Source organism: Nocardioides endophyticus (genome assembly GCF_039543845.1).
Lineage (GTDB): Bacteria > Actinomycetota > Actinomycetes > Propionibacteriales > Nocardioidaceae > Nocardioides > Nocardioides endophyticus.
Map to the genome: position 1 here is coordinate 203,916 of NZ_BAABKN010000004.1, position 17,754 is coordinate 221,669.

Annotated in this window: 16 protein-coding genes, 2 tRNA genes and 1 other RNA gene; 13 read left to right on the forward strand and 6 right to left on the reverse strand. The window is 70.9% G+C overall.

Annotated elements, in window-relative coordinates; translation table 11 throughout:
- The 4 genes from ABEA33_RS02065 to ABEA33_RS02080 are packed head-to-tail and all read left to right on the forward strand — an operon-like array spanning position 1 to position 5,448.
- Positions 1-1,455, forward strand: coding sequence for a type VII secretion protein EccB (locus ABEA33_RS02065; RefSeq protein ID WP_345524879.1), 1,455 nt, complete (start codon positions 1-3; stop codon positions 1,453-1,455).
- Positions 1,446-2,723, forward strand: a complete 1,278-nt coding sequence (locus tag ABEA33_RS02070; RefSeq protein ID WP_345524880.1) for a S8 family serine peptidase — start codon at positions 1,446-1,448, stop codon at positions 2,721-2,723. Before ABEA33_RS02065 ends, ABEA33_RS02070 begins: the two co-directional genes overlap by 10 nt.
- Positions 2,723-4,417 (forward strand): hypothetical protein, encoded by a 1,695-nt coding sequence (locus ABEA33_RS02075; RefSeq protein WP_345524881.1) that lies wholly within the window; start codon positions 2,723-2,725, stop codon positions 4,415-4,417. The genes ABEA33_RS02070 and ABEA33_RS02075 overlap by 1 nt, the downstream gene beginning before the upstream one ends.
- Complete coding sequence (locus ABEA33_RS02080) at positions 4,414-5,448, forward strand: hypothetical protein (RefSeq protein WP_345524883.1); 1,035 nt, start codon at positions 4,414-4,416, stop codon at positions 5,446-5,448. The genes ABEA33_RS02075 and ABEA33_RS02080 overlap by 4 nt, the downstream gene beginning before the upstream one ends.
- 32 nt (positions 5,449-5,480) lie before the next feature.
- Here ABEA33_RS02080 and ABEA33_RS02085 read toward each other — a convergent pair whose 3' ends face one another.
- Positions 5,481-5,906: an organic hydroperoxide resistance protein gene (locus tag ABEA33_RS02085; RefSeq protein ID WP_425577294.1), complete on the reverse strand. Its 426-nt coding sequence runs from the start codon at positions 5,904-5,906 to the stop codon at positions 5,481-5,483.
- 43 nt (positions 5,907-5,949) lie between these two features.
- On the opposite strand from ABEA33_RS02085, the gene ABEA33_RS02090 reads away from it, so the two are divergent.
- The gene (locus ABEA33_RS02090; RefSeq protein ID WP_345524885.1) at positions 5,950-6,399 is read left to right on the forward strand and encodes a MarR family winged helix-turn-helix transcriptional regulator; all 450 of its coding nucleotides are present in this window, start codon (positions 5,950-5,952) and stop codon (positions 6,397-6,399) included.
- Between the two features lie 54 nt (positions 6,400-6,453).
- Here the strand turns inward: ABEA33_RS02090 and ABEA33_RS02095 are convergent.
- Positions 6,454-6,543 (reverse strand) — tRNA-Ser (locus tag ABEA33_RS02095).
- Between the two features lie 103 nt (positions 6,544-6,646).
- Between ABEA33_RS02095 and ffs the strand changes: the two genes are divergently transcribed.
- The 7 genes from ffs to ABEA33_RS02130 all read left to right on the forward strand — a co-directional run bounded on the left by ffs (position 6,647) and on the right by ABEA33_RS02130 (position 12,917).
- Positions 6,647-6,737: signal recognition particle sRNA small type (gene ffs, locus ABEA33_RS02100), an RNA gene on the forward strand.
- 180 nt (positions 6,738-6,917) lie between these two features.
- Positions 6,918-8,942 (forward strand): DNA polymerase III subunit gamma and tau, encoded by a 2,025-nt coding sequence (locus ABEA33_RS02105; RefSeq protein ID WP_345524886.1) that lies wholly within the window; start codon positions 6,918-6,920, stop codon positions 8,940-8,942.
- A gap of 25 nt (positions 8,943-8,967) precedes the next feature.
- Positions 8,968-9,342 carry a YbaB/EbfC family nucleoid-associated protein gene (locus ABEA33_RS02110; RefSeq protein ID WP_345524887.1) on the forward strand — a complete coding sequence of 125 codons (375 nt, stop codon included), beginning with the start codon at positions 8,968-8,970 and terminating at the stop codon, positions 9,340-9,342.
- A 10-nt stretch (positions 9,343-9,352) separates the two neighbouring features.
- The gene (gene recR, locus ABEA33_RS02115; protein ID WP_345524888.1) at positions 9,353-9,952 is read left to right on the forward strand and encodes a recombination mediator RecR; all 600 of its coding nucleotides are present in this window, start codon (positions 9,353-9,355) and stop codon (positions 9,950-9,952) included.
- Positions 9,945-10,556, forward strand: coding sequence for a DUF5063 domain-containing protein (locus tag ABEA33_RS02120; protein WP_345524889.1), 612 nt, complete (start codon positions 9,945-9,947; stop codon positions 10,554-10,556). Before recR ends, ABEA33_RS02120 begins: the two co-directional genes overlap by 8 nt.
- Positions 10,557-10,596: 40 nt before the next feature.
- The gene (locus tag ABEA33_RS02125) at positions 10,597-11,871 is read left to right on the forward strand and encodes an aspartate kinase (protein WP_345524890.1); all 1,275 of its coding nucleotides are present in this window, start codon (positions 10,597-10,599) and stop codon (positions 11,869-11,871) included.
- A 2-nt stretch (positions 11,872-11,873) separates the two neighbouring features.
- Positions 11,874-12,917 carry an aspartate-semialdehyde dehydrogenase gene (locus ABEA33_RS02130; RefSeq protein WP_345524892.1) on the forward strand — a complete coding sequence of 348 codons (1,044 nt, stop codon included), beginning with the start codon at positions 11,874-11,876 and terminating at the stop codon, positions 12,915-12,917.
- 3 nt (positions 12,918-12,920) lie between these two features.
- Here the strand turns inward: ABEA33_RS02130 and ABEA33_RS02135 are convergent, their stop codons facing one another.
- From ABEA33_RS02135 to ABEA33_RS02145, 3 genes are all read right to left on the reverse strand, one after another.
- Positions 12,921-13,583 carry a hypothetical protein gene (locus ABEA33_RS02135; RefSeq protein ID WP_345524894.1) on the reverse strand — a complete coding sequence of 221 codons (663 nt, stop codon included), beginning with the start codon at positions 13,581-13,583 and terminating at the stop codon, positions 12,921-12,923.
- An 87-nt stretch (positions 13,584-13,670) separates the two neighbouring features.
- Positions 13,671-13,744: transfer RNA gene (locus ABEA33_RS02140), tRNA-Pro, on the reverse strand.
- Positions 13,745-13,808: 64 nt separating this feature from the next.
- The gene (locus ABEA33_RS02145; protein ID WP_345524896.1) at positions 13,809-14,747 is read right to left on the reverse strand and encodes a metallophosphoesterase; all 939 of its coding nucleotides are present in this window, start codon (positions 14,745-14,747) and stop codon (positions 13,809-13,811) included.
- 26 nt (positions 14,748-14,773) lie between these two features.
- Between ABEA33_RS02145 and ABEA33_RS02150 the strand changes: the two genes are divergently transcribed.
- Complete coding sequence (locus tag ABEA33_RS02150) at positions 14,774-15,235, forward strand: GatB/YqeY domain-containing protein (protein ID WP_345524897.1); 462 nt, start codon at positions 14,774-14,776, stop codon at positions 15,233-15,235.
- 12 nt (positions 15,236-15,247) lie between these two features.
- Here the strand turns inward: ABEA33_RS02150 and ABEA33_RS02155 are convergent, their stop codons facing one another.
- Positions 15,248-17,587, reverse strand: coding sequence for a transglycosylase domain-containing protein (locus ABEA33_RS02155; RefSeq protein WP_345524898.1), 2,340 nt, complete (start codon positions 17,585-17,587; stop codon positions 15,248-15,250).
- Positions 17,588-17,754: the final 167 nt, after the last annotated feature.

Sequence of the window (17,754 nt, forward strand, 5' to 3'; positions counted from 1 at the left end):
ATGGCTACCAAGAAGGACCTGGTCGAGGCGTACTCGTTCAGCCGCCGCCGGTTGGTCACGGCGTTCGTCTCCGGAGCTCCGGGGGGTCGCGAGGTCGAGCCCGCGCGGCCCGGCCGCACGATCGTCGGCGGGCTCGCACTCGCCGTCCTCCTCGGGGCGGGGGCCGCGATCGCGGGTGTCTTCTCGCCGACGGCGCCCAGCGACTGGAAGAAGCAAGGCCTGATCATCTCGAAGGACACCGGCTCGGCGTACGTCATCGTCGACGAGAGCAGCGACCCGGAGCTGCGACCGGTCATCAACTCCACGAGTGCCAAGCTGATCCTCGGCTCCGGTGCCGAGCCGACCCTGATCGCCCAGAGCACCATCGACGAGCAGCGCATCGGGGACGACATCGGGATCCTGGGGGCGCCCGCGAGCGTGCCGACCTCGTCGCTGCTGATCAACTCCGGCTGGACCGCCTGCACCGCCGCTGACGCAGGCATCCGGGTGCGGATCGCCGAGACGACGGACGTCACGCCGGTCCCGGACACCGGGATCACGGTCTCGAACGGCGGTGAGTTCTTTGTCGTCGTGCCGACGGGCGGCGCCGGCACGCCCGGTGCCCGTGACCCGGGGGCCTACGTCTTCCCGGTCCCTCCGCAGGGCACGAACGGCAACCAGACGGACAACCTGCTCTCCGCGCTCAACGTGCAGCCGACCGGCAATGCGGTCCCGGTCAGCCGGGAGTGGATCAACCTGTTCCCGACGGGTGCGCCGCTGGACTGGAGCAGCTTCGAGATCACGAAGTTCGGCCAGCGGCCCGACTACGCCGACCAGGACGAGACCGGTGTCCTGACGGACAAGCAGGTCGGTGACCTGCTGGTGGCGGGCAACGAGCAGCTGCTGCTCACCGACGCCGGGCCACGGGAGCTCTCGGACTTCGCGGCACTCGTCTATCGCAACGTGATCGCCCCGGGCGACGTCGTCGTCACGCCGGAGGACGTCGACGCGCCGCCGCAGGTGCGGCGGGACTCCGACCAGAAGGACGACACCCACTGGCCCCTGGCCGCACCCTCGCTGGAGGCGATCGACGAGCCGTGCGCGCAGCTGACCGCGGAGCCCGGGGAGACACCGGTCGTCCAGCTCGTGGCGCCGGGCGCCGAGCTGGACGACGTGTCCAGCGGTGCCGACGTGGCGGCGGGCGAGAAGGACCCGGTCGTCGCTGCCGGCCGCGGTGCGTACGTGCTCTCGGGCGGCTGGTCCGACACCGACCAGGGGTCGCCGTTCGTCATCGACTCCAAGGGCCGCGCCAACCCGCTCGTCGGCGACGACGCCGCAGAGCTGTTGGGGTACGGCGGCTATCAGGTGTCGGTCGTCCCCGACACCTGGGTCAAGCTCTTCGACTGCGGGGTCAACCTCTCTCGCGACGCCGCACTGTCGCCACCGCGCGAGGCGGACGACGACTCGTGCGCCTGAGGTCCGTACTAGCCGCGCCGCTGGCCCTCAGCGCGGTCGTCACGGCGGCGGCCGTCGGCGTGGTCGCGGGAGCCGCCCCGGCGTACGCCGTCGACAACGTGTGTCGCGACGTCGACGCGACGACCCCGCCGGGGGACACCGGCCTGCCGAGCGCGCCGTACGCCCTGCTCGGGATCGAGGCAGCGCAGGACCACGTCGAGCGCTTCGCCCCGAAGACCGACCTGCCGGTGCGGGTCGCGGTCCTCAGCTCCGGCGTACTGCAGGGCGACGGCGCGCTGCCGGTGAAGCGGGCCGTCGACGGAAGCGGGATCGGCGGCGAGATCACGGACCCGCAGGGCACCGAGGTCGCCGGCCTGGTCGCCGGTTCGGCGCGCAAGGACCGACAGGGGGTGGGAATCGCGCCCGATGCCGAGATCGTCGACGTCCGCACCTTCGTCAACAGGGGCTCCAACTCCGCACGCGAGCGGCCCACGACGCCGGCCCTGGCCGGCTCCATGTCCTGGGTCGCCGCCAACGCCGGGTCGTTGAACATCAGGGTCGCGGTCGTCCCGTACGCCGTCCGCAAGAGCGACAGCCTGCGCGAGGTCGTCAGGGCGGCTCAGGACGCCGGGGTCATCGTCGTCGCCGCCACCGGAGACCGGCCCGAGGCCGGTGGCGAGCTCTCCTCGTCCTTCGAGGACCCGCCCGCGAAGGACGAGGACGCCGGACCGTTGTTCTTCCCCGCCGGCTACCCCGGGGTCGTGGCAGTCAATGCGACCGGCAGCGGTGACCCGGCCGGCGCGATCGAGTCCGTGGTCAAGAACTCGCGTACGACGGTTGCCGCGCCGACGTACGACGCGGTGTCCTACGGCCTCAACGGCAGCACCTGCCTGGTCCAGGAGACCTCCACTGGTGCCGCCGCCGCCGAGGTCGCCGGGGTGCTCGCCCTACTGTGGCAGCGCTTTCCGAAGGAGACGCCGGCGCAGATCGTCTCCCGGCTGGTCAACACCGCCGACGGCACCACCGACGACCCGACCCCGCTCACCGGCGCCGGGGTGGTCCAGCCCTACGAGGCGCTGACGCGCCCGCTCGCACCCGACAAGTCGGGTGACGTGGAGCGGACGGTCGTGCATGCCGACACCGACACCCAGGCGACAGCGCCCGAACCGGCCGACGACCTCTTGGCCGACACCCGCGAGAACGCCGTGTGGTGGGGGCTGATCGGCGGTGGCCTACTCGTGGTGGCCCTGATGCTGCGCCCGGTGCTCGCGCGGCGGCGGCGGACCTGATGCTCGACCCCGAGCTCGTGTACCGACGGATCACCTCGGGTGAGGCCGGAGCCATCCGCGAGCGCGGGGGAGTGCTCGACGGGGTCGCGGAGGCGATCGACGGTGCCTGCGACGCGGTCCACGAGGCGACCGGCATCCCGGTGTGGACCGGCGACGGCGCGACCGCGTTCGTGGTCCGGGCGACCGCGGTCCTCCAGGCGGCGGTCGGCGGCCGAGCGCTGCTCACGCAGACCGCCAATGTGCTCGACCACGTGGGCGCGGCGTACGACGAGACCTGCACGGCGGCCGACCAGTCCATCGCCTTCTGGCGCAACCGGCCGCCGGGGATGCCGCCGATCCTCGAGGACCTGCTGGCCGCCATGGTCGGCGTGCAGCTCGCCGGCATCGGCAAGGTGTACGACGCCCAGCTCTCCGCCGCGACGGCGGTGCTCACCGGCGATGCCGGTGACATCGACCTCGACGCGCTCGACGACGACACCCGGTCGTGGGTGGAGCGCGGCCTGGACAAGACCGACGACTGGCTCGACGAGTACGGCAGCACGGCAGGCCCGCTGATCCCGAACACCAAGGCGGCTGGCGACGACCGCGGTCTCACGCCGCAGGGCCTGGGCTACGACCCGGCCAGTGGGATGCTCCTGCAGACCTACTACAGCGAGGACGGGCCAGCGGTGCTGTCGGTGATCGACCCGCGCACCGGGCAGGAGGTCAGCGAGGTGACCCTGAGCCCGGGCAAGGACGACCAGGACGGGGCGATCGGGCACGCCGGCGGAGTGACCGTCGACGGCGACAACGTCCTCGTCAGCTCCGGCGGCAAGATCTACACCTACTCGCTCGATGCCATCCGCGGTGCGTCGGCCGGCGATCCCGTCGCCCCCACGGCCCTGCCCGCCGAGGTCGACGGGAAGGCGTCGTACACCGCCTTCAAGGACGGCAAGCTCTACGTCGGCGACTTCGACACCAACACGATGTACGTCTACGACAAGGCTCCGGGTGGGTCGTGGACGGCGAGCTCGCCGCCGTCGTACGCGACACCCACCAACACCCAGGGCGTGGTGGTGCGCGACGACGGCTTCATCTACAGCACGTCGGAGGGGCGCACGAACTCGAGCACGATGATCGTCCAGCAGGGCCACGGCGACTACGACGCCGACTCCGCGAGCTCCTACGAGTTCCCCAACATGGCCGAGGGGATCGTCGAGGTCGACGGTCAGCTCGTCGCGACGTACGAGTCGGGCGCGGACCAGTACCAGCATGCGAAGGCCGGCGACTGGCTCGACCGGCTGTTCGGCGGCAACGACGACGACGAGCTCTGGGCCAGCCCGTTCATGACGCAGACGCCGCTCAGTGCGCTCGGTCTCACGCCCGACGGGACGTCAGGGGAGCTCGAGGCTGAGCCGCAGAGCCTGACCAAGGCGGCCGCGGCCCTCGGCGACCCCGGGTCCACCCTGAAGAAGAAGGCGGGGATCCTGGAGGGTGTGACCATGCCCGCCCACCTGCTCGGCGACGTGCCGTCAGCCGGCGGGTTCAGCGGCGCGGTCACCGGCCGCGTCGACGCCGTCGGCCAGAGCGTGCGTACGTCGGGGCTGGGTGTCGAGTTCCTGGCCGACGCGCTGGACGCCGCGAGCCACCGCTACGTCGCGACCGACGACCACGTCAGCGGCGGGATGCAGCGCCTGACCGGGAGGCTGGGATGACGCCGCGCCGCCGCGCAGGGCAGGTGCTGCTCGCGCTGCTGCTCGCGGGCGGGCTGGTGGGCTGCGGCTCCGAGGCTGGCAGCGATGGCGGGGACGAGGCCGGCTGGCCGTCGGGCGAGGTCTCGATCGACACGTCGGGGCTCGTCTACGCCATCGGAGACACCGTCCACCTCGGCGACGGCTCCACGGTCGCCGTCGGCGACGAGATCGAGCGCTTCGTGCTCGGCGGTGGCGGAGTCTTCTACTCGACCGACGAGTCCGGGCCGGAGGCCGGCCGCTACCTCGCCGCCGCGCCTCTCTACTACTCCGACGGCACCGGCAAAGCGACGAGGCTGGCCGAGTCCGCGGCCAACCCGCGCACCTCGCCCGACGGTCGCTACCTCGGCTTCGTGGACACGATCTCGGGCACGAGGGACGAGTTCGACACGCCACAGGCCCAGGTGGTGGTCGTCGACCTCGAGTCCGGCGAGGAGGTGGCCCGCACCTCCGAGGCCATGGGCGACCCCGGGTCCGACGACCTCGCGGACCTCTACGAGGACGCCGAGCCGGGCGCGCTGGTGGTCACCGACGACACGGCGACCTACGACGGCGTGGGTGCGTTGGTGTCCATCGACCTGGCCTCGGGCGACGTCAGCAGCACCGAGGAGGCTGACGACGAGCTGTTCCGCCTCCCGCCGTACGACGACCGGCGCAGCCCCGACGGCAGCTGGCGGATCGACGATGTCGACCGGGACTACCCGGAGACCCACGACCGATTGGCCTCCTCCGACGGGCAGAAGGTGCCGCTCTCCGGCGTCCCGCCGATCGTCGACCTGCTGTGGTGGGTCGACGACACCACCGCGGCAGGGATCGCGGTGGACGGCGGCTTCGGCGGCGATGGGTTCTATGCCGACGGCACCTCCGCCGAGCTGGTCAGGTGCGTGGTGCCGTCGGGCGCCTGCACCCCGGTCGACGGCACGGCGGGCACGACCGTGCACGTGCCGGAGGGCACGGTCGACGGCACGACGTTCGAGCTGCCCGACGGCAGCTGAGCGTCAGAGGGTCGAGATCGGGACCGCGCTCGTCAGGCGACGGTGAGGGTCACCTCGATGTTGCCCCGGGTGGCGTTCGAGTAGGGGCACACCTGGTGGGCCTTCTCGACGAGCTCCTCGGCCAGGGCGCGGTCCAGGGCGGGCAAGGTGATCTCGAGCTGGACGGCGAGCTCGAACCCGCCGGCGTCGTTCGGGCCGATCGAGACGTCGGCCACCACCTCGGAGTCGGTGGTGTCGGCCTTGGCCTGGCCGGCTACCAGCTTCAGAGCCGAGTGGAAGCAGGCGGCGTAGCCGGCGGCGAAGAGCTGTTCGGGGTTCGTGGCGCCACCCCCTCCGCCCATCTCCTTCGGGATGCGGACGTCGGCGTCGATGTAGCCGTCGGTGGATTGGACATGGCCGTTGCGGCCATCGCCGGTCGCTGCGGCGCTGGCGGTGTAGAGGGTATTCATGTGGGCAATCGTATTGTGCGCAATTGAATTAGGCAAGCGCTAATATGGCCACGTGGTCGACTTTCCGCAGCTCGAGCTGGACGCCCAGCTCTGCCTCCCGCTGTACGCCGCCGCGCGCGGGGTCACCCGTCGATACGCCGAGGCGCTGGGCGGGGTCGGCCTCACCTATCCGCAGTACGTCACGATGCTGGCCCTGTGGGACGCCGATGCGCCGCTGACCGTGGGCGAGGTGGGCGAGCGGCTGCACCTCGACTCGGGCACGTTGACCCCGGTCCTGAAGCGGCTGGAGTCCGCGGGCTTCGTGGTCCGGCGGCGCGACGCCGTCGACGAGCGCAGGGTCCGCATCGAGGTGACGGAGCGCGGCGAGGAGCTGCGACCGAAGGTGGCCGACGTCCCTGAGCGCGTGTGGCACGGGATGGGCCTGGCCCCCGCCGACGTGGTCCAGTTGCGGACCCTGCTGGACCGGCTGCTGCTCGGGCTCGACGCGAGCCCCTCGGCCTGAGGCGCTGGCCCACACAACGCGAACGGCGCCGCACGAGGTGCGACGCCGTTCGAGTGGCGGAGGATAGGGGATTCGAACCCCTGAGGGCTTTCACACCCAACCCGCTTTCCAAGCGAGCGCCATAGGCCACTAGGCGAATCCTCCGCGGAGGAGCGTACCCGTCGGCGTACGACGCCGCGAAATCGCCCGGCTGCCCGCCGGTCACCCCGTCTTGGAGAGCCGCGTGGCCCTCACCTACACTCGGGCCAACCCCCCGCGTGGCGGCACCTTGCCTAACTCCCCCAGGGCCGGAAGGCAGCAAGGGTCAGCGAGCTCTGTCGGGTACGCGGGGGGCCTCTTCATGTCTGGCTGTCCTCGGCCGCCGCCGCTTGTCACGCGGTGTTGTGGGGTCTGGTCACCCCGTTCTGACGGGTTCATAGATCCCCTGACCCCGCGTTACAAGGGTGATCGCCCCGCCACAGTCCACCCGCCCACCCGCCCGCCTACCCCCTGTCGGCACCGGTGGTTAGGGTTCATGCGTGGAGTCCCCCCTCGCGCTGTACCGCCGCTACCGGCCGGAGACCTTCGCCGAGGTCATCGGCCAGGCGCATGTCACCGAGCCGCTGCGCGCCGCGCTCGCGAACAACCGGGTCAACCACGCCTACCTCTTCTCCGGGCCGCGTGGCTGCGGCAAGACCACCAGCGCGCGGATCCTGGCCCGCGCGCTCAACTGCGAGCAGGCGCCGATCGCCGACCCGTGCGGCGAGTGCGACAGCTGCAAGGACCTGGCCCGTGGCGGACCGGGCTCCATCGATGTCATCGAGATCGACGCGGCCTCGCACGGTGGTGTCGACGACGCCCGTGACCTGCGCGAGAAGGCGTTCTTCGCGCCGGTGCGCAGCCGCTACAAGGTCTACATCATCGACGAGGCCCACATGGTCACGACGCAGGGCTTCAACGCCCTGCTCAAGCTGGTCGAGGAGCCGCCGCCGCACCTGCGGTTCATCTTCGCCACGACCGAGCCCGACAAGGTGCTGCCGACGATCCGGTCGCGCACCCACCACTACCCGTTCCGGCTGATCCCGCCGCGGCTGCTCTCGGCGTACCTCTCCGAGCTCTGCGCCAAGGAGGGCGTCACGATCGAGCCCGCGGCGCTGCCGCTGGTCGTCCGGGCGGGCGCCGGCTCCGCCCGCGACAGCCTGTCCGTGCTCGACCAGCTGCTCGGTGGCGCCGGGCCGGCGGGGGTCACCTATGACCTCGCGACCGGGCTCCTGGGCTACACCCCCGACACCCTGCTCGACGACGTCGTCGAGGCGTTCGCGGGCGGCGACGGCGCCGCGGTGTTCGGCGTCGTCGACAAGGTCATCGAGACCGGGCAGGACCCGCGTCGGTTCACCGAGGACCTGCTGCGGCGGCTGCGCGACCTGGTGATCGTCGCCGCGGTCCCGGACGCTCCTGCGACCGGCCTGATCGACTGCTCCGAGGACCAGGGGGAGCGGCTGGTGTCGCAGGCCGCGCGGTTCGGGCCGGCCGAGCTCAGCCGCGCCGCCGACATCGTCGCCTCCGGGCTGACCGAGATGCGCGGCGCCACCGCACCCCGCCTGCTGCTCGAGCTGCTGTGCGCCCGGGTGCTGCTGCCCGGCGCCGACGACGACACCGGCGGCGTCCTGGCCCGGCTCGACCGGCTCGAGAAGCGGGTGTCGATCAGCGGCGGTACGCCGACGCCGACCGTGGCCGCACCGGCGCCGCCGGCCCAGGACCGTCCGGCCCCGCCCGTCGACCGGCCCGCGGCCCCCGACCCGGCCAAGCCGGTGGTCTCTCCCGCGAGCTCCCCGCCCGCGAGCGTCGTCGAGACCCCCGCGCCCGAGAGCGAGCCTGAGCCCGAACCGGTGGTCATCGTCCAGCCGTCCGCACCCGAGCCGGCACCGGCCGCAGCGCCCGAGCCGGCGCCCGCCGCCGCGCCCGTCGCCTCCGGCGCGCTCACCCTCATCGACGTACGCCGCCTGTGGCCCGACATCGTCGAGGCGACCAAGGGCATGCGCCGGCTGGCCTGGATGCACCTCACCCAGAACTGCCAGGTCGTCTCGATCGAGGGCGACATCCTCACCCTCGGCTTCGCCAACTCCGGCGCGCGCGACTCGTTCGTGAGCGGTGGCTGCGACGCCGTGCTCCGCCAGGCCGCGGTCGACGTCGTCGGCGCCAGCTGGAAGATCGACACGATCGTGGACCCGAGCGCGCAGCCCGAGGGCACGCCCACGGTGACCAAGGCCGCGACGGCGACCCCGGAACCCGCTGCCCCCACGGCTCCGGCGCCGGCAGCGTCGGACACGGCGGCGCCGTGGGACCCCGAGCCCGAGTCGACGGCCAGTGCCGCCGCCCGCGAGGCGATCCAGCAGACCCGGTCCGCCGACCAGGGGCCGACGCAGACCGGTCCTGACTGGGCGTCGGCCGACGCCGACGCCCGCCCCGACGACCTCGACGCCGAGCACCAGGGCGTCAGCGCTGCCGAGCTGCTCCAGCGCGAGCTCGGGGCCTCGATGATCGAGGAGATCCCCCACCAGTGACCACCCACATGCGAGAGGTGCACCCATGAGCCAGAACCCCTTCGAGGCGCTGGGCGGTGGCGGCTTCGACATGAACGCCCTGCTCCAGCAGGCCCAGCAGATGCAGGAGCAGCTGGCCAGCGCGCAGGCTCGGCTGGCCGACACGATCGTCGACGGCACTGTCGCCGGTGGCGCGGTCACGGTCCAGGTCAACGGCGTCGGCGAGCTCGTCGGTGTCGAGATCAAGGCCGGCGGCTTCGACGGCGACAACGCCGACGACTTGTCCGATCTGGGCGACATGATCGTCGCCGCCTACCGAGACGCGAAGGCGCAGGCCGACGCGCTCGCCGGCGAGACCCTCGGTCCGCTCGCCGGGGGTGGTCTGCCGGGAGGCGGCGCCCCCGGGCAGCTCGGCTTCTAGCAGGTCTGCGTTGTACGAAGGCGTCGTCCAGGACCTGATCGACGAGCTCGGTCGGCTGCCGGGCGTCGGTCCCAAGAGCGCGCAGCGGATCGCGTTCCACCTGCTGCAGGCCGACCCGACCGACGTACGCCGGCTCGCCGACGTGCTGATCGAGGTCAAGGCCAAGGTGAAGTTCTGCACCATCTGCTTCAACGTCTCCGAGGACGACCAGTGTCGGATCTGCCGTGACCCGCGGCGCGACCCGACCGTGCTGTGCGTCGTGGAGGAGTACAAGGACGTCGTCGCCATCGAGCGCACTCGTGAGTTCCGCGGCCGCTACCACGTGCTCGGCGGCGCGATCTCGCCGATCGACGGGATCGGACCCGACCAGCTGCGCATCCGCGAGCTGATGGTCCGGCTCTCCGACGGCACCATCACCGAGACGATCCTCGCGACCGACCCGAACCTCGAGGGTGAGGCGACCGCGACCTATCTCACCCGGATGCTCAAGCCGATCGGCTTGCGCGTGACGCGATTGGCGAGTGGACTGCCGGTAGGCGGCGATCTCGAGTACGCCGACGAAGTGACGCTCGGCCGAGCGTTCGTAGGGAGACGATCCGCAGATGACTGAGACCCAACCGACCGAGACCGTGGTCGACAAGGCGACGGCGGAGTTCGCCGGGCAGATCGCCGACCAGATCGAGAGCTTCCTGATCGCGCTGCGCGCGATCGCACGTGAGGCCGACGGTAGCCGCAGCATCTCGCTGCTCCTGCTGGAGATCAGCCAGGTGTCCCTCGCCGGGGCCAGGCTCGGCGCGCAGCAGGACTTCACCCCGATCGCGGAGTACCAGCCCGACGTCGGCCCCGAGGCCGACCTCGACGAGATGCGACTCGCGCTCGCCGAGATGCTCGGTGGCGTCGACACCTACGCCTTCGTCTTCGACCCCTACGTCCCCGACGTGGTCGAGAGCCAGCTGTCCGACGACCTGACCAGCATCGCGACCGACCTCGAGAACGGGCTGCGCCACTACCGGCTCGGCAACGTCCACGAGGCGCTGTGGTGGTGGCAGTTCTCGTACGTCGCCTCCTGGGGCAACCTCGCGGGTGCGGCGCTCAACGCGCTGCTCTCCGTGGTCGCCCACGACCGTCTCGACGCGGACGCCCCGGTCGAGGAGGAGGAGCTGCTCGCGGTCGCCGATGAGATACTCGAATCGGCGGATCCCGACTCTCGATAGAATCGCTCGCGGACACACCTCGAGCATCAAGGACCGCACCGTGGGCATTGTCGTGCAGAAGTACGGCGGATCGTCGGTCGCTGACGCGACCGGTATCAAGCGCGTCGCACAGCGCATCGTGAACACCCGTCGAGCGGGCAACGACGTCGTCGTCGTGGTCTCGGCGATGGGCGACACGACCGACGAGCTGCGCGACCTCGCCGAGCAGGTGACGCCGCTGCCGCCGCCGCGCGAGCTCGACATGCTGCTGACCGCCGGTGAGCGCATCTCGATGGCGCTGGTCGCGATGGCGATCGCCCAGCTCGGCCACAAGGCGCAGTCGTTCACCGGCTCGCAGGCCGGCGTGATCACCGACTCCGCCCACGGCCGGGCGAAGATCATCGACATCACCCCCGGCCGGATCGAGGCCGCGATCAAGGACGGCGCGATCGCGATCGTGGCGGGCTTCCAGGGAGTCTCGCAGGACACCAAAGACGTCACGACCCTGGGTCGCGGCGCCTCCGACACCACCGCCGTCGCACTCGCGGCCGCCCTCGGCGCCGAGGTGTGCGAGATCTACAGCGACGTCGACGGGGTCTTCACCGCAGACCCGCGGATCGTCCCGGCCGCCCGCAAGCTGGACAAGGTCTCCACCGAGGAGATGCTGGAGATGGCGGCCTCGGGAGCGAAGATCCTGCACCTGCGGTGCGTCGAGTACGCCCGCCGTTATGACATGCCGATCCACGTGCGTTCGTCCTTCTCCCAGAAGGAAGGCACCTGGGTCATCCCGGACAGCAAGGCAGGAGAGCACGAGATGGAGCAGGCGATCATCGCCGGCGTCGCTCACGACCGCAGCGAGGCCAAGATCACCGTCGTCGGCGTACCCGACAAGGTCGGCGAGGCGGCCCGGATCTTCGAGGCGCTCGCGGCGACCGAGGTCAACATCGACATGGTCGTGCAGAACGTCTCGGCGGCGGCCACCGGTCTGACCGACATCTCGTTCACGCTGCCGCGCGCCGACGGCCAGTCCGCGATGGGCGCGCTCGCCCGGATCCAGGACGAGGTCGGCTACGACAAGCTGCTGTACGACGACCAGATCGGCAAGGTCTCGCTGATCGGTGCCGGCATGCGCTCGCACCCGGGCATCACCGCGAAGTTCTTCGCCGCGCTCGCCTCGGCGGGCGTCAACATCGAGATGATCTCCACCTCCGAGATCCGGATCTCGGTGATCGTCGCCGAGGGCCAGGTCGACGAGGCCGTCCGCGCGGTCCACACGGCCTTCGACCTCGACGCAGGCGAGGTCGAGGCGGTCGTGTACGGCGGGACGGGCCGGTAGACATGGGCATCAACCTCGGCGTCGTCGGCGCCACCGGCCAGGTCGGCGTCGCGATGCGCCAGATCCTCGAGGAGCGCGGCTTCGCGGTCGACCAGATCCGCTTCTTCGCCTCCGCCCGCTCCGCGGGCAAGGTGCTGCCCTTCGCCGGGCAGGACGTCGTCGTCGAGGACGCCGAGACGGCCGACCCGACCGGGCTCGACATCGCCCTCTTCTCGGCGGGTGCGACCACCTCGCGCGCGCTGGTGCCGAGGTTCGTCGACGCCGGCGTGATCGTCGTCGACAACTCGAGCGCGTTCCGCAAGGACCCCGCGATCCCGCTCGTCGTCTCCGAGGTCAACCCCGAGGCGATGGCCGGCGTGATCGCGGCCGGGCGCGGCATCATCGCGAACCCGAACTGCACCACGATGGCCGCGATGCCAGTCCTCAAGCCGTTGCACGACGAGGCTGGGCTGGTCCGGCTGATCGCGTCGACCTACCAGGCCGTCTCGGGCTCCGGCGTCGCCGGGGTCGAGGAGCTGGCCGGCCAGGTCGCCGCCGCCGGTGACAAGGCGACCGAGCTCGCGTACGACGGCACGGCCGTGACGTTCCCGGACCCGGTGAAGTACGAGCGGACGATCGCCTACAACGTGCTCCCGATGGCGGGCTCGATCGTGGACGACGGTCTCAACGAGACCGACGAGGAGCAGAAGCTCCGCAACGAGTCGCGCAAGATCCTCGGCCTGCCCGATCTCAAGGTCTCGGGCATCTGCGTGCGCGTCCCGGTCTTCACCGGGCACTCGCTCGCGATCAACGCCGAGTTCGCGCGGCCGATGTCGGTCGAGCGAGCCCGCGAGCTGTTGGCCGGCGCTCCCGGTGTCGAGCTGTCCGACATCCCCAACCCGTTGCAGGCGGCGGGCCAGGACCCGTCGTACGTCGGCCGGATCCGTCAGGACCCGGGTGTCGACGACGACCGTGGCCTCGCGCTCTTCGTCTCGAACGACAACCTGCGCAAGGGCGCGGCGCTCAACACGGTGCAGATCGCGGAGCTGATCGCAGCCTCTCGCTGACCTTCACTCCTCGTGGGGCTCGATCACCGCGGTCGTGAGCCAGTGCGCGCCGGCGAAGGTGGCCGCGCAGACCAACGGGATCACGACCACCATCGCCGGCTGGTCGAGGTGGTCGATCAGGAACACGAGCGCGATCACAGCGGCGCAGCCGACGGCCAGCAGGCTGGTGCTCACCGGGTCGGGCACGTGGGCCAGCCGTAGCAGCGTGCCGCCGGCCAGGACGGCGAGGACCAGGACCAGCCCCAGCATGGGGTAGCCCGCCGTGCCGCAGCTGGTGGTGCCCTGGACGGCCTCGCACGTCCGCAGCGACACCCAGGTCAGTCCGACGACGACCAGGCCCACGACGAGGCCGGTGACGATCACCGCCGGCCAGCCGCTGGGCAGCTGGACGGAAGGCCGCGGACGGCGGGCTCGTGGTGCCGGCGGCGGTGTGCTGGCAACCTCTGCGACCTCGAGAACGGTTGCCTGCTCACCGCTGGTGGCGGCCGGGGTGGGCTCGTCGGCCGGCGGCGGTGCGTCAGCAACCGATGGCACGGCCGGAACGGTTGCCTGCTCACCGCTGGACGGCGTCGCGTCAGCGGCACGGTCCTTCCGCTTGCGGCGCGGTCGTCGCAGGCGTGGAATCTCGAGCTCGAGGGACGGCTCGTCGCGCTCGGTGTCACCCATGACGGCAGCATTCCACCGCCCGGACTCAGGAAACCATCCGGAAGACAGCAGGACCCGGATCCGCTGTGCGGATCCGGGTCCTGGATGTCGGGCTGACAGGATTTGAACCTGCGGCCTCTTCGTCCCGAACGAAGCGCGCTACCAAGCTGCGCCACAGCCCGATCGGCCCACCGGAGCAGGCCGTGGGCAACCATACCCGAGCACCTCCGGCCCACTGAAATCGGTTCAGCGCTTGGTCGCGACCAGGGTCAGCAGCGTCGCCTCGGGTCGGCAGGCGACCCGGATCCGGGCGTACGGACTGGTGCCCAGACCGGCCGACACATGCAGCCAGGACGACCCCGGATCGCCGGGCCGAGAGTCCGCCGGATGCCGGTGCAGGCCCCTCGCGCGGGCCGGCTCGAGGTCGCAGTTGGTGGCCAGGGCGCCGATGCCCGGCACGCACACCTGGCCGCCGTGGGTGTGGCCCGCCAGCACTGCGTCGTACCCATCGGCGGCGAAGCGGTCGAGCACTCGCAGGTACGGCGCGTGCGCGACGCCCAGCCTCAGGTCGGCCTCCGGGTCGGCCGGTCCGGCGATGTCGTCGAGCCGGTCGTAGCCGAGGTGCGGGTCGTCGACGCCCGCGAAGGCGATCCGCACCCCGCGCACCTCCAACGTCGCGCGCCGGTTGGTCAGGTCGCTCCAACCCGCGCCGGTGAACGCGTCGCGGAGCTCCGGCCACGGGAGCTGTGGAGTGTCGGTGTGCCGCTTCCCGTCGTCGGGGAGCAGGTAGCGCACGGGGTTGCGCAGGGTCGGCTCGAAGTAGTCGTTGGACCCGAAGACGAACACGCCGGGCACGTCGAGCAGGCCGCCCAGCGAGTCCAGGACGATCGGCACCGCGCCGCGGTGGGCCAGGTTGTCGCCGGTGTCGACGACCAGGTCGGGTCGGAGGTCGGCGAGGCTCCGGACCCAGTCCTGCTTGCGGGTCTGGCCCGGGGTCAGGTGAATGTCGCTCAGGTGCAGCACCCGCAGGTCGGGGCTGCTCGGTGCCAGCACGGGCACGGTGACCCGGCGCAGCGTGTAGGCGCGCGCCTCGGCCAGTGCGTACGCCGTCAGCGCGGCACCACCGATCGCGCCGGCGCCGACGACTCCCAGTGTCGTACGTCGGACGGCGTCGAGGAGGCTCACCCTGGCAAGGCTGCCACAATGACCACATGAGCCAGTTGAAGGACCGTCTGCGCGCCGACCTCACCACCGCGATCAAGGCGCGCGACGAGGTGCGGTCGTCCACCCTGCGGATGGTCCTCTCGGCCATCACCAACGCCGAGGTCGCCGGCAAGGAGGCGCGCGAGCTCAGCGACGACGACATCATCGGCGTGCTCTCCACCGAGGCCAAGAAGCGCCGCGAGGCGGCGACCGCCTTCGCCGACGGCGGGCGCGCCGAGATGGCGGAGAAGGAGGTCGCCGAGGCGGCCGTGATCGCCGACTACCTCCCCGCGCAGCTCAGCGAGCAGGAGATCGCCGACCTCGTCACCGCGGCCGTCGCCCAGGTCGGCGCGGCCGGCGAGGGCATGAAGGCGATGGGCAAGGTCATGGGTGTCGTCACGCCCCAGGTCAAGGGCCGGGCCGACGGTGGCGCCGTCGCGGCAGAGGTACGCCGGCAGCTGGGCGCCTGAGTGCGCGCGGGCTCAGCGCCCGCCGCCCCGGCCTCCGTTGCCGCGACCGCCGTTGCCGCGACCGCCGTTGCCACGCGGCGGGTGGCCGGTGGAGGGGTAGATCGTGACGGACGAGCCCTTCGCGGCGTACGAGCCGCCACCCGGTGACGTGTAGGCCACTGTGCCGGCCGGGCTGCCCGACGCGACCGATCCGGAGACCGAGGGGTAGAACCCGGCGGACCTGAGCGCGTCCTCGGCCGCGCTGGTGCTCATACCGTTGGTGCTCGGGACCGCGATCTGGACGCCGGACACTGTGTCGGTGTCGGGCGCGACGAAGTCCTCGTCGGGGAGCCACGCGGAGATCTTCTTCATCGCGTCGCCCCACATCGGTCCGGCCGTCGTGGAGCCGTGGGCGGAGACGGTGTACTGGCCGGCCAGCATCTGCCCGTTGAGGGTGATCCAGTGACCGAGGCTGTTGGCGCCGGCGATCATCGACGCGGCTGCCAGGTTGGGCGTGTAGCCGCAGAACCAGACAGCCATGTTGTCGTTGATGGTGCCGGTCTTGCCGGCGGACGGCTGCGTCAGGCTGATGCCGGCCTGGGCGCCGAACCCGGTCTCCTGGACTCCGCGCAGGATGTCGTTGACGGCGTCGGCGGTGCCCTTGGCCATCACCTGCTTGCACTGCGACGGGAAGTCCTTGACCGTCTTGCCGTCGGAGTCCACGATCGAGGTCACCGGTCGCGAGTCGCAGTGCAGCCCTCGGGCGGCGACCGTCGCGTAGGCCTCGGCCATCTCCAGCGGGCTCACGCTCGGCACGCCCAGCGTGAACGATGGGACCCGCTCGCGGTCCGGGTCCGTCAGCTCGATCCCCATCGACTTGGCGAGCCGGTAGGGCTCGCACAGGCCGGTCCGCTCCTCGAGCTGGGCGAAGAAGGTGTTCACCGACATCTGGGTGCCGGTGTAGAAGTTGAACGTGCCGGCGCCCGTGGAGTTGTTGGGGCTCCAGACGTCCGTGCTCTGGAAGTTGCCCTCGCAGTCCGGGAAGTTCGACATCGGGATGTCCACCTGCTGCGGTGAGTTGATCGTGGTGCTCAGGGACATGCCCTGCTCGATCGCCGCGGACAGCACGAAGAGCTTGAAGGTGGACCCGGCCTGGAAGCCGGCGGAGTCGCCGTACTTCTGCGGAACCACGTAGTTGAGGAACGTCTGGCCGACCTTCTTCTTGCCGCCCATAGGCCGCGACTGGGCGATCGCCTTGACGTCGCCCGTGCCCGGCTCGACCATCGCCAGCGCGCCGAGCGCCTGGTCGGTCGGGTAGACGTGCGCGGCCACGGACTCGTCGGCGGCTGCCTGGGTGCGCAGGTCGACCGTGGTGCGGATCGTCAGTCCGCCCGACTTGATGGTTCGCTTGCGCTGGGCGACTGTCTTGCCGAGGGACTTGTCGGTCAGCAGGTAGTTCCAGGCGTAGTCGCAGAAGAAGGGGGCCTGCGAGTTGATGCAGCCGTTCTTCGCGGGGACCACGTGGAGGCCGAGCTTCGTCTCCTTGGCCTTGTCGGCCTTCTCGCGGGTGATGACGTTGAGCTGCGCCATCCGGTCCAGGACGACGTTGCGCCGCGCCAGGGCGCGATCGGGAGAGTTGGTCGGGTCGTAGCCCGAGGGGTTCTTGACGAGGCCGGCGAGCATCGCGGCCTGGCGCAGGTTCAGCTTCTTGGCGTTGACGCCGAAGTAGTGCCGCGCGGCCGACTGCACGCCGTAGGTGCCGTCACCGAAGTAGGCGATGTTGAGGTAGCGCTCCAGGATCCAGTCCTTGGAGTGGTGCTGCTCGAACGCGATTGCGTAACGGAGCTCCTTGAGCTTGCGCGCGTAGGTGTCCGCGGTGGCGGCGAGCCGCTCGGCCTTGTTGTGCGCCTGGGTCTGGAGGGTCATCTTGACCATCTGCTGGGTGATCGACGACCCGCCCTGCACCACGCCCGAGTTGGCCTGGTTGGTGATGAGTGCGCGGACCGTGCCCTTGAGGTCGAGCGCGCCGTGCTCGTAGAACCGGGCGTCCTCGATCGAGATGATCGCCTCGATCATCTTGCGGGAGACCTGGTCGATTGAGACGTTGACGCGGTTCTCGTCGTAGAACGTGGCGATCGTGTTGCCGCTGGAGTCGAGCAGCCGGGTCCGCTGCGGCAGCGGGTCGGTCTCGAGCTCGGCCGGCAGGTTGTCCATCGCCTTGGCGACGTTGCGTGCGCCCACACCCAGGACGCCGGCGAACGGGATGGCCAGACCGGCGACGACCACGCCGAGGATCGCTGCGACGGCCACCATCACCCCCAAATGCGAGATGACGCGGCCGGCGGAGAGGCGCTCGTCGCGCGGGACGGACATGGCTCCGAGGATACGGGACCGGCCGAAGAGAGCCCGATTCCTCGATTCGGGCCACCTGACCCATTCGGACTAGTCCGAATGGACTAGACGATCTGGGCACAAATGGTCTGTTCCACTACTCAGCAATTCCTTAACTTTCTCAGCGAGGGGAACAATCCCGAGAGTCA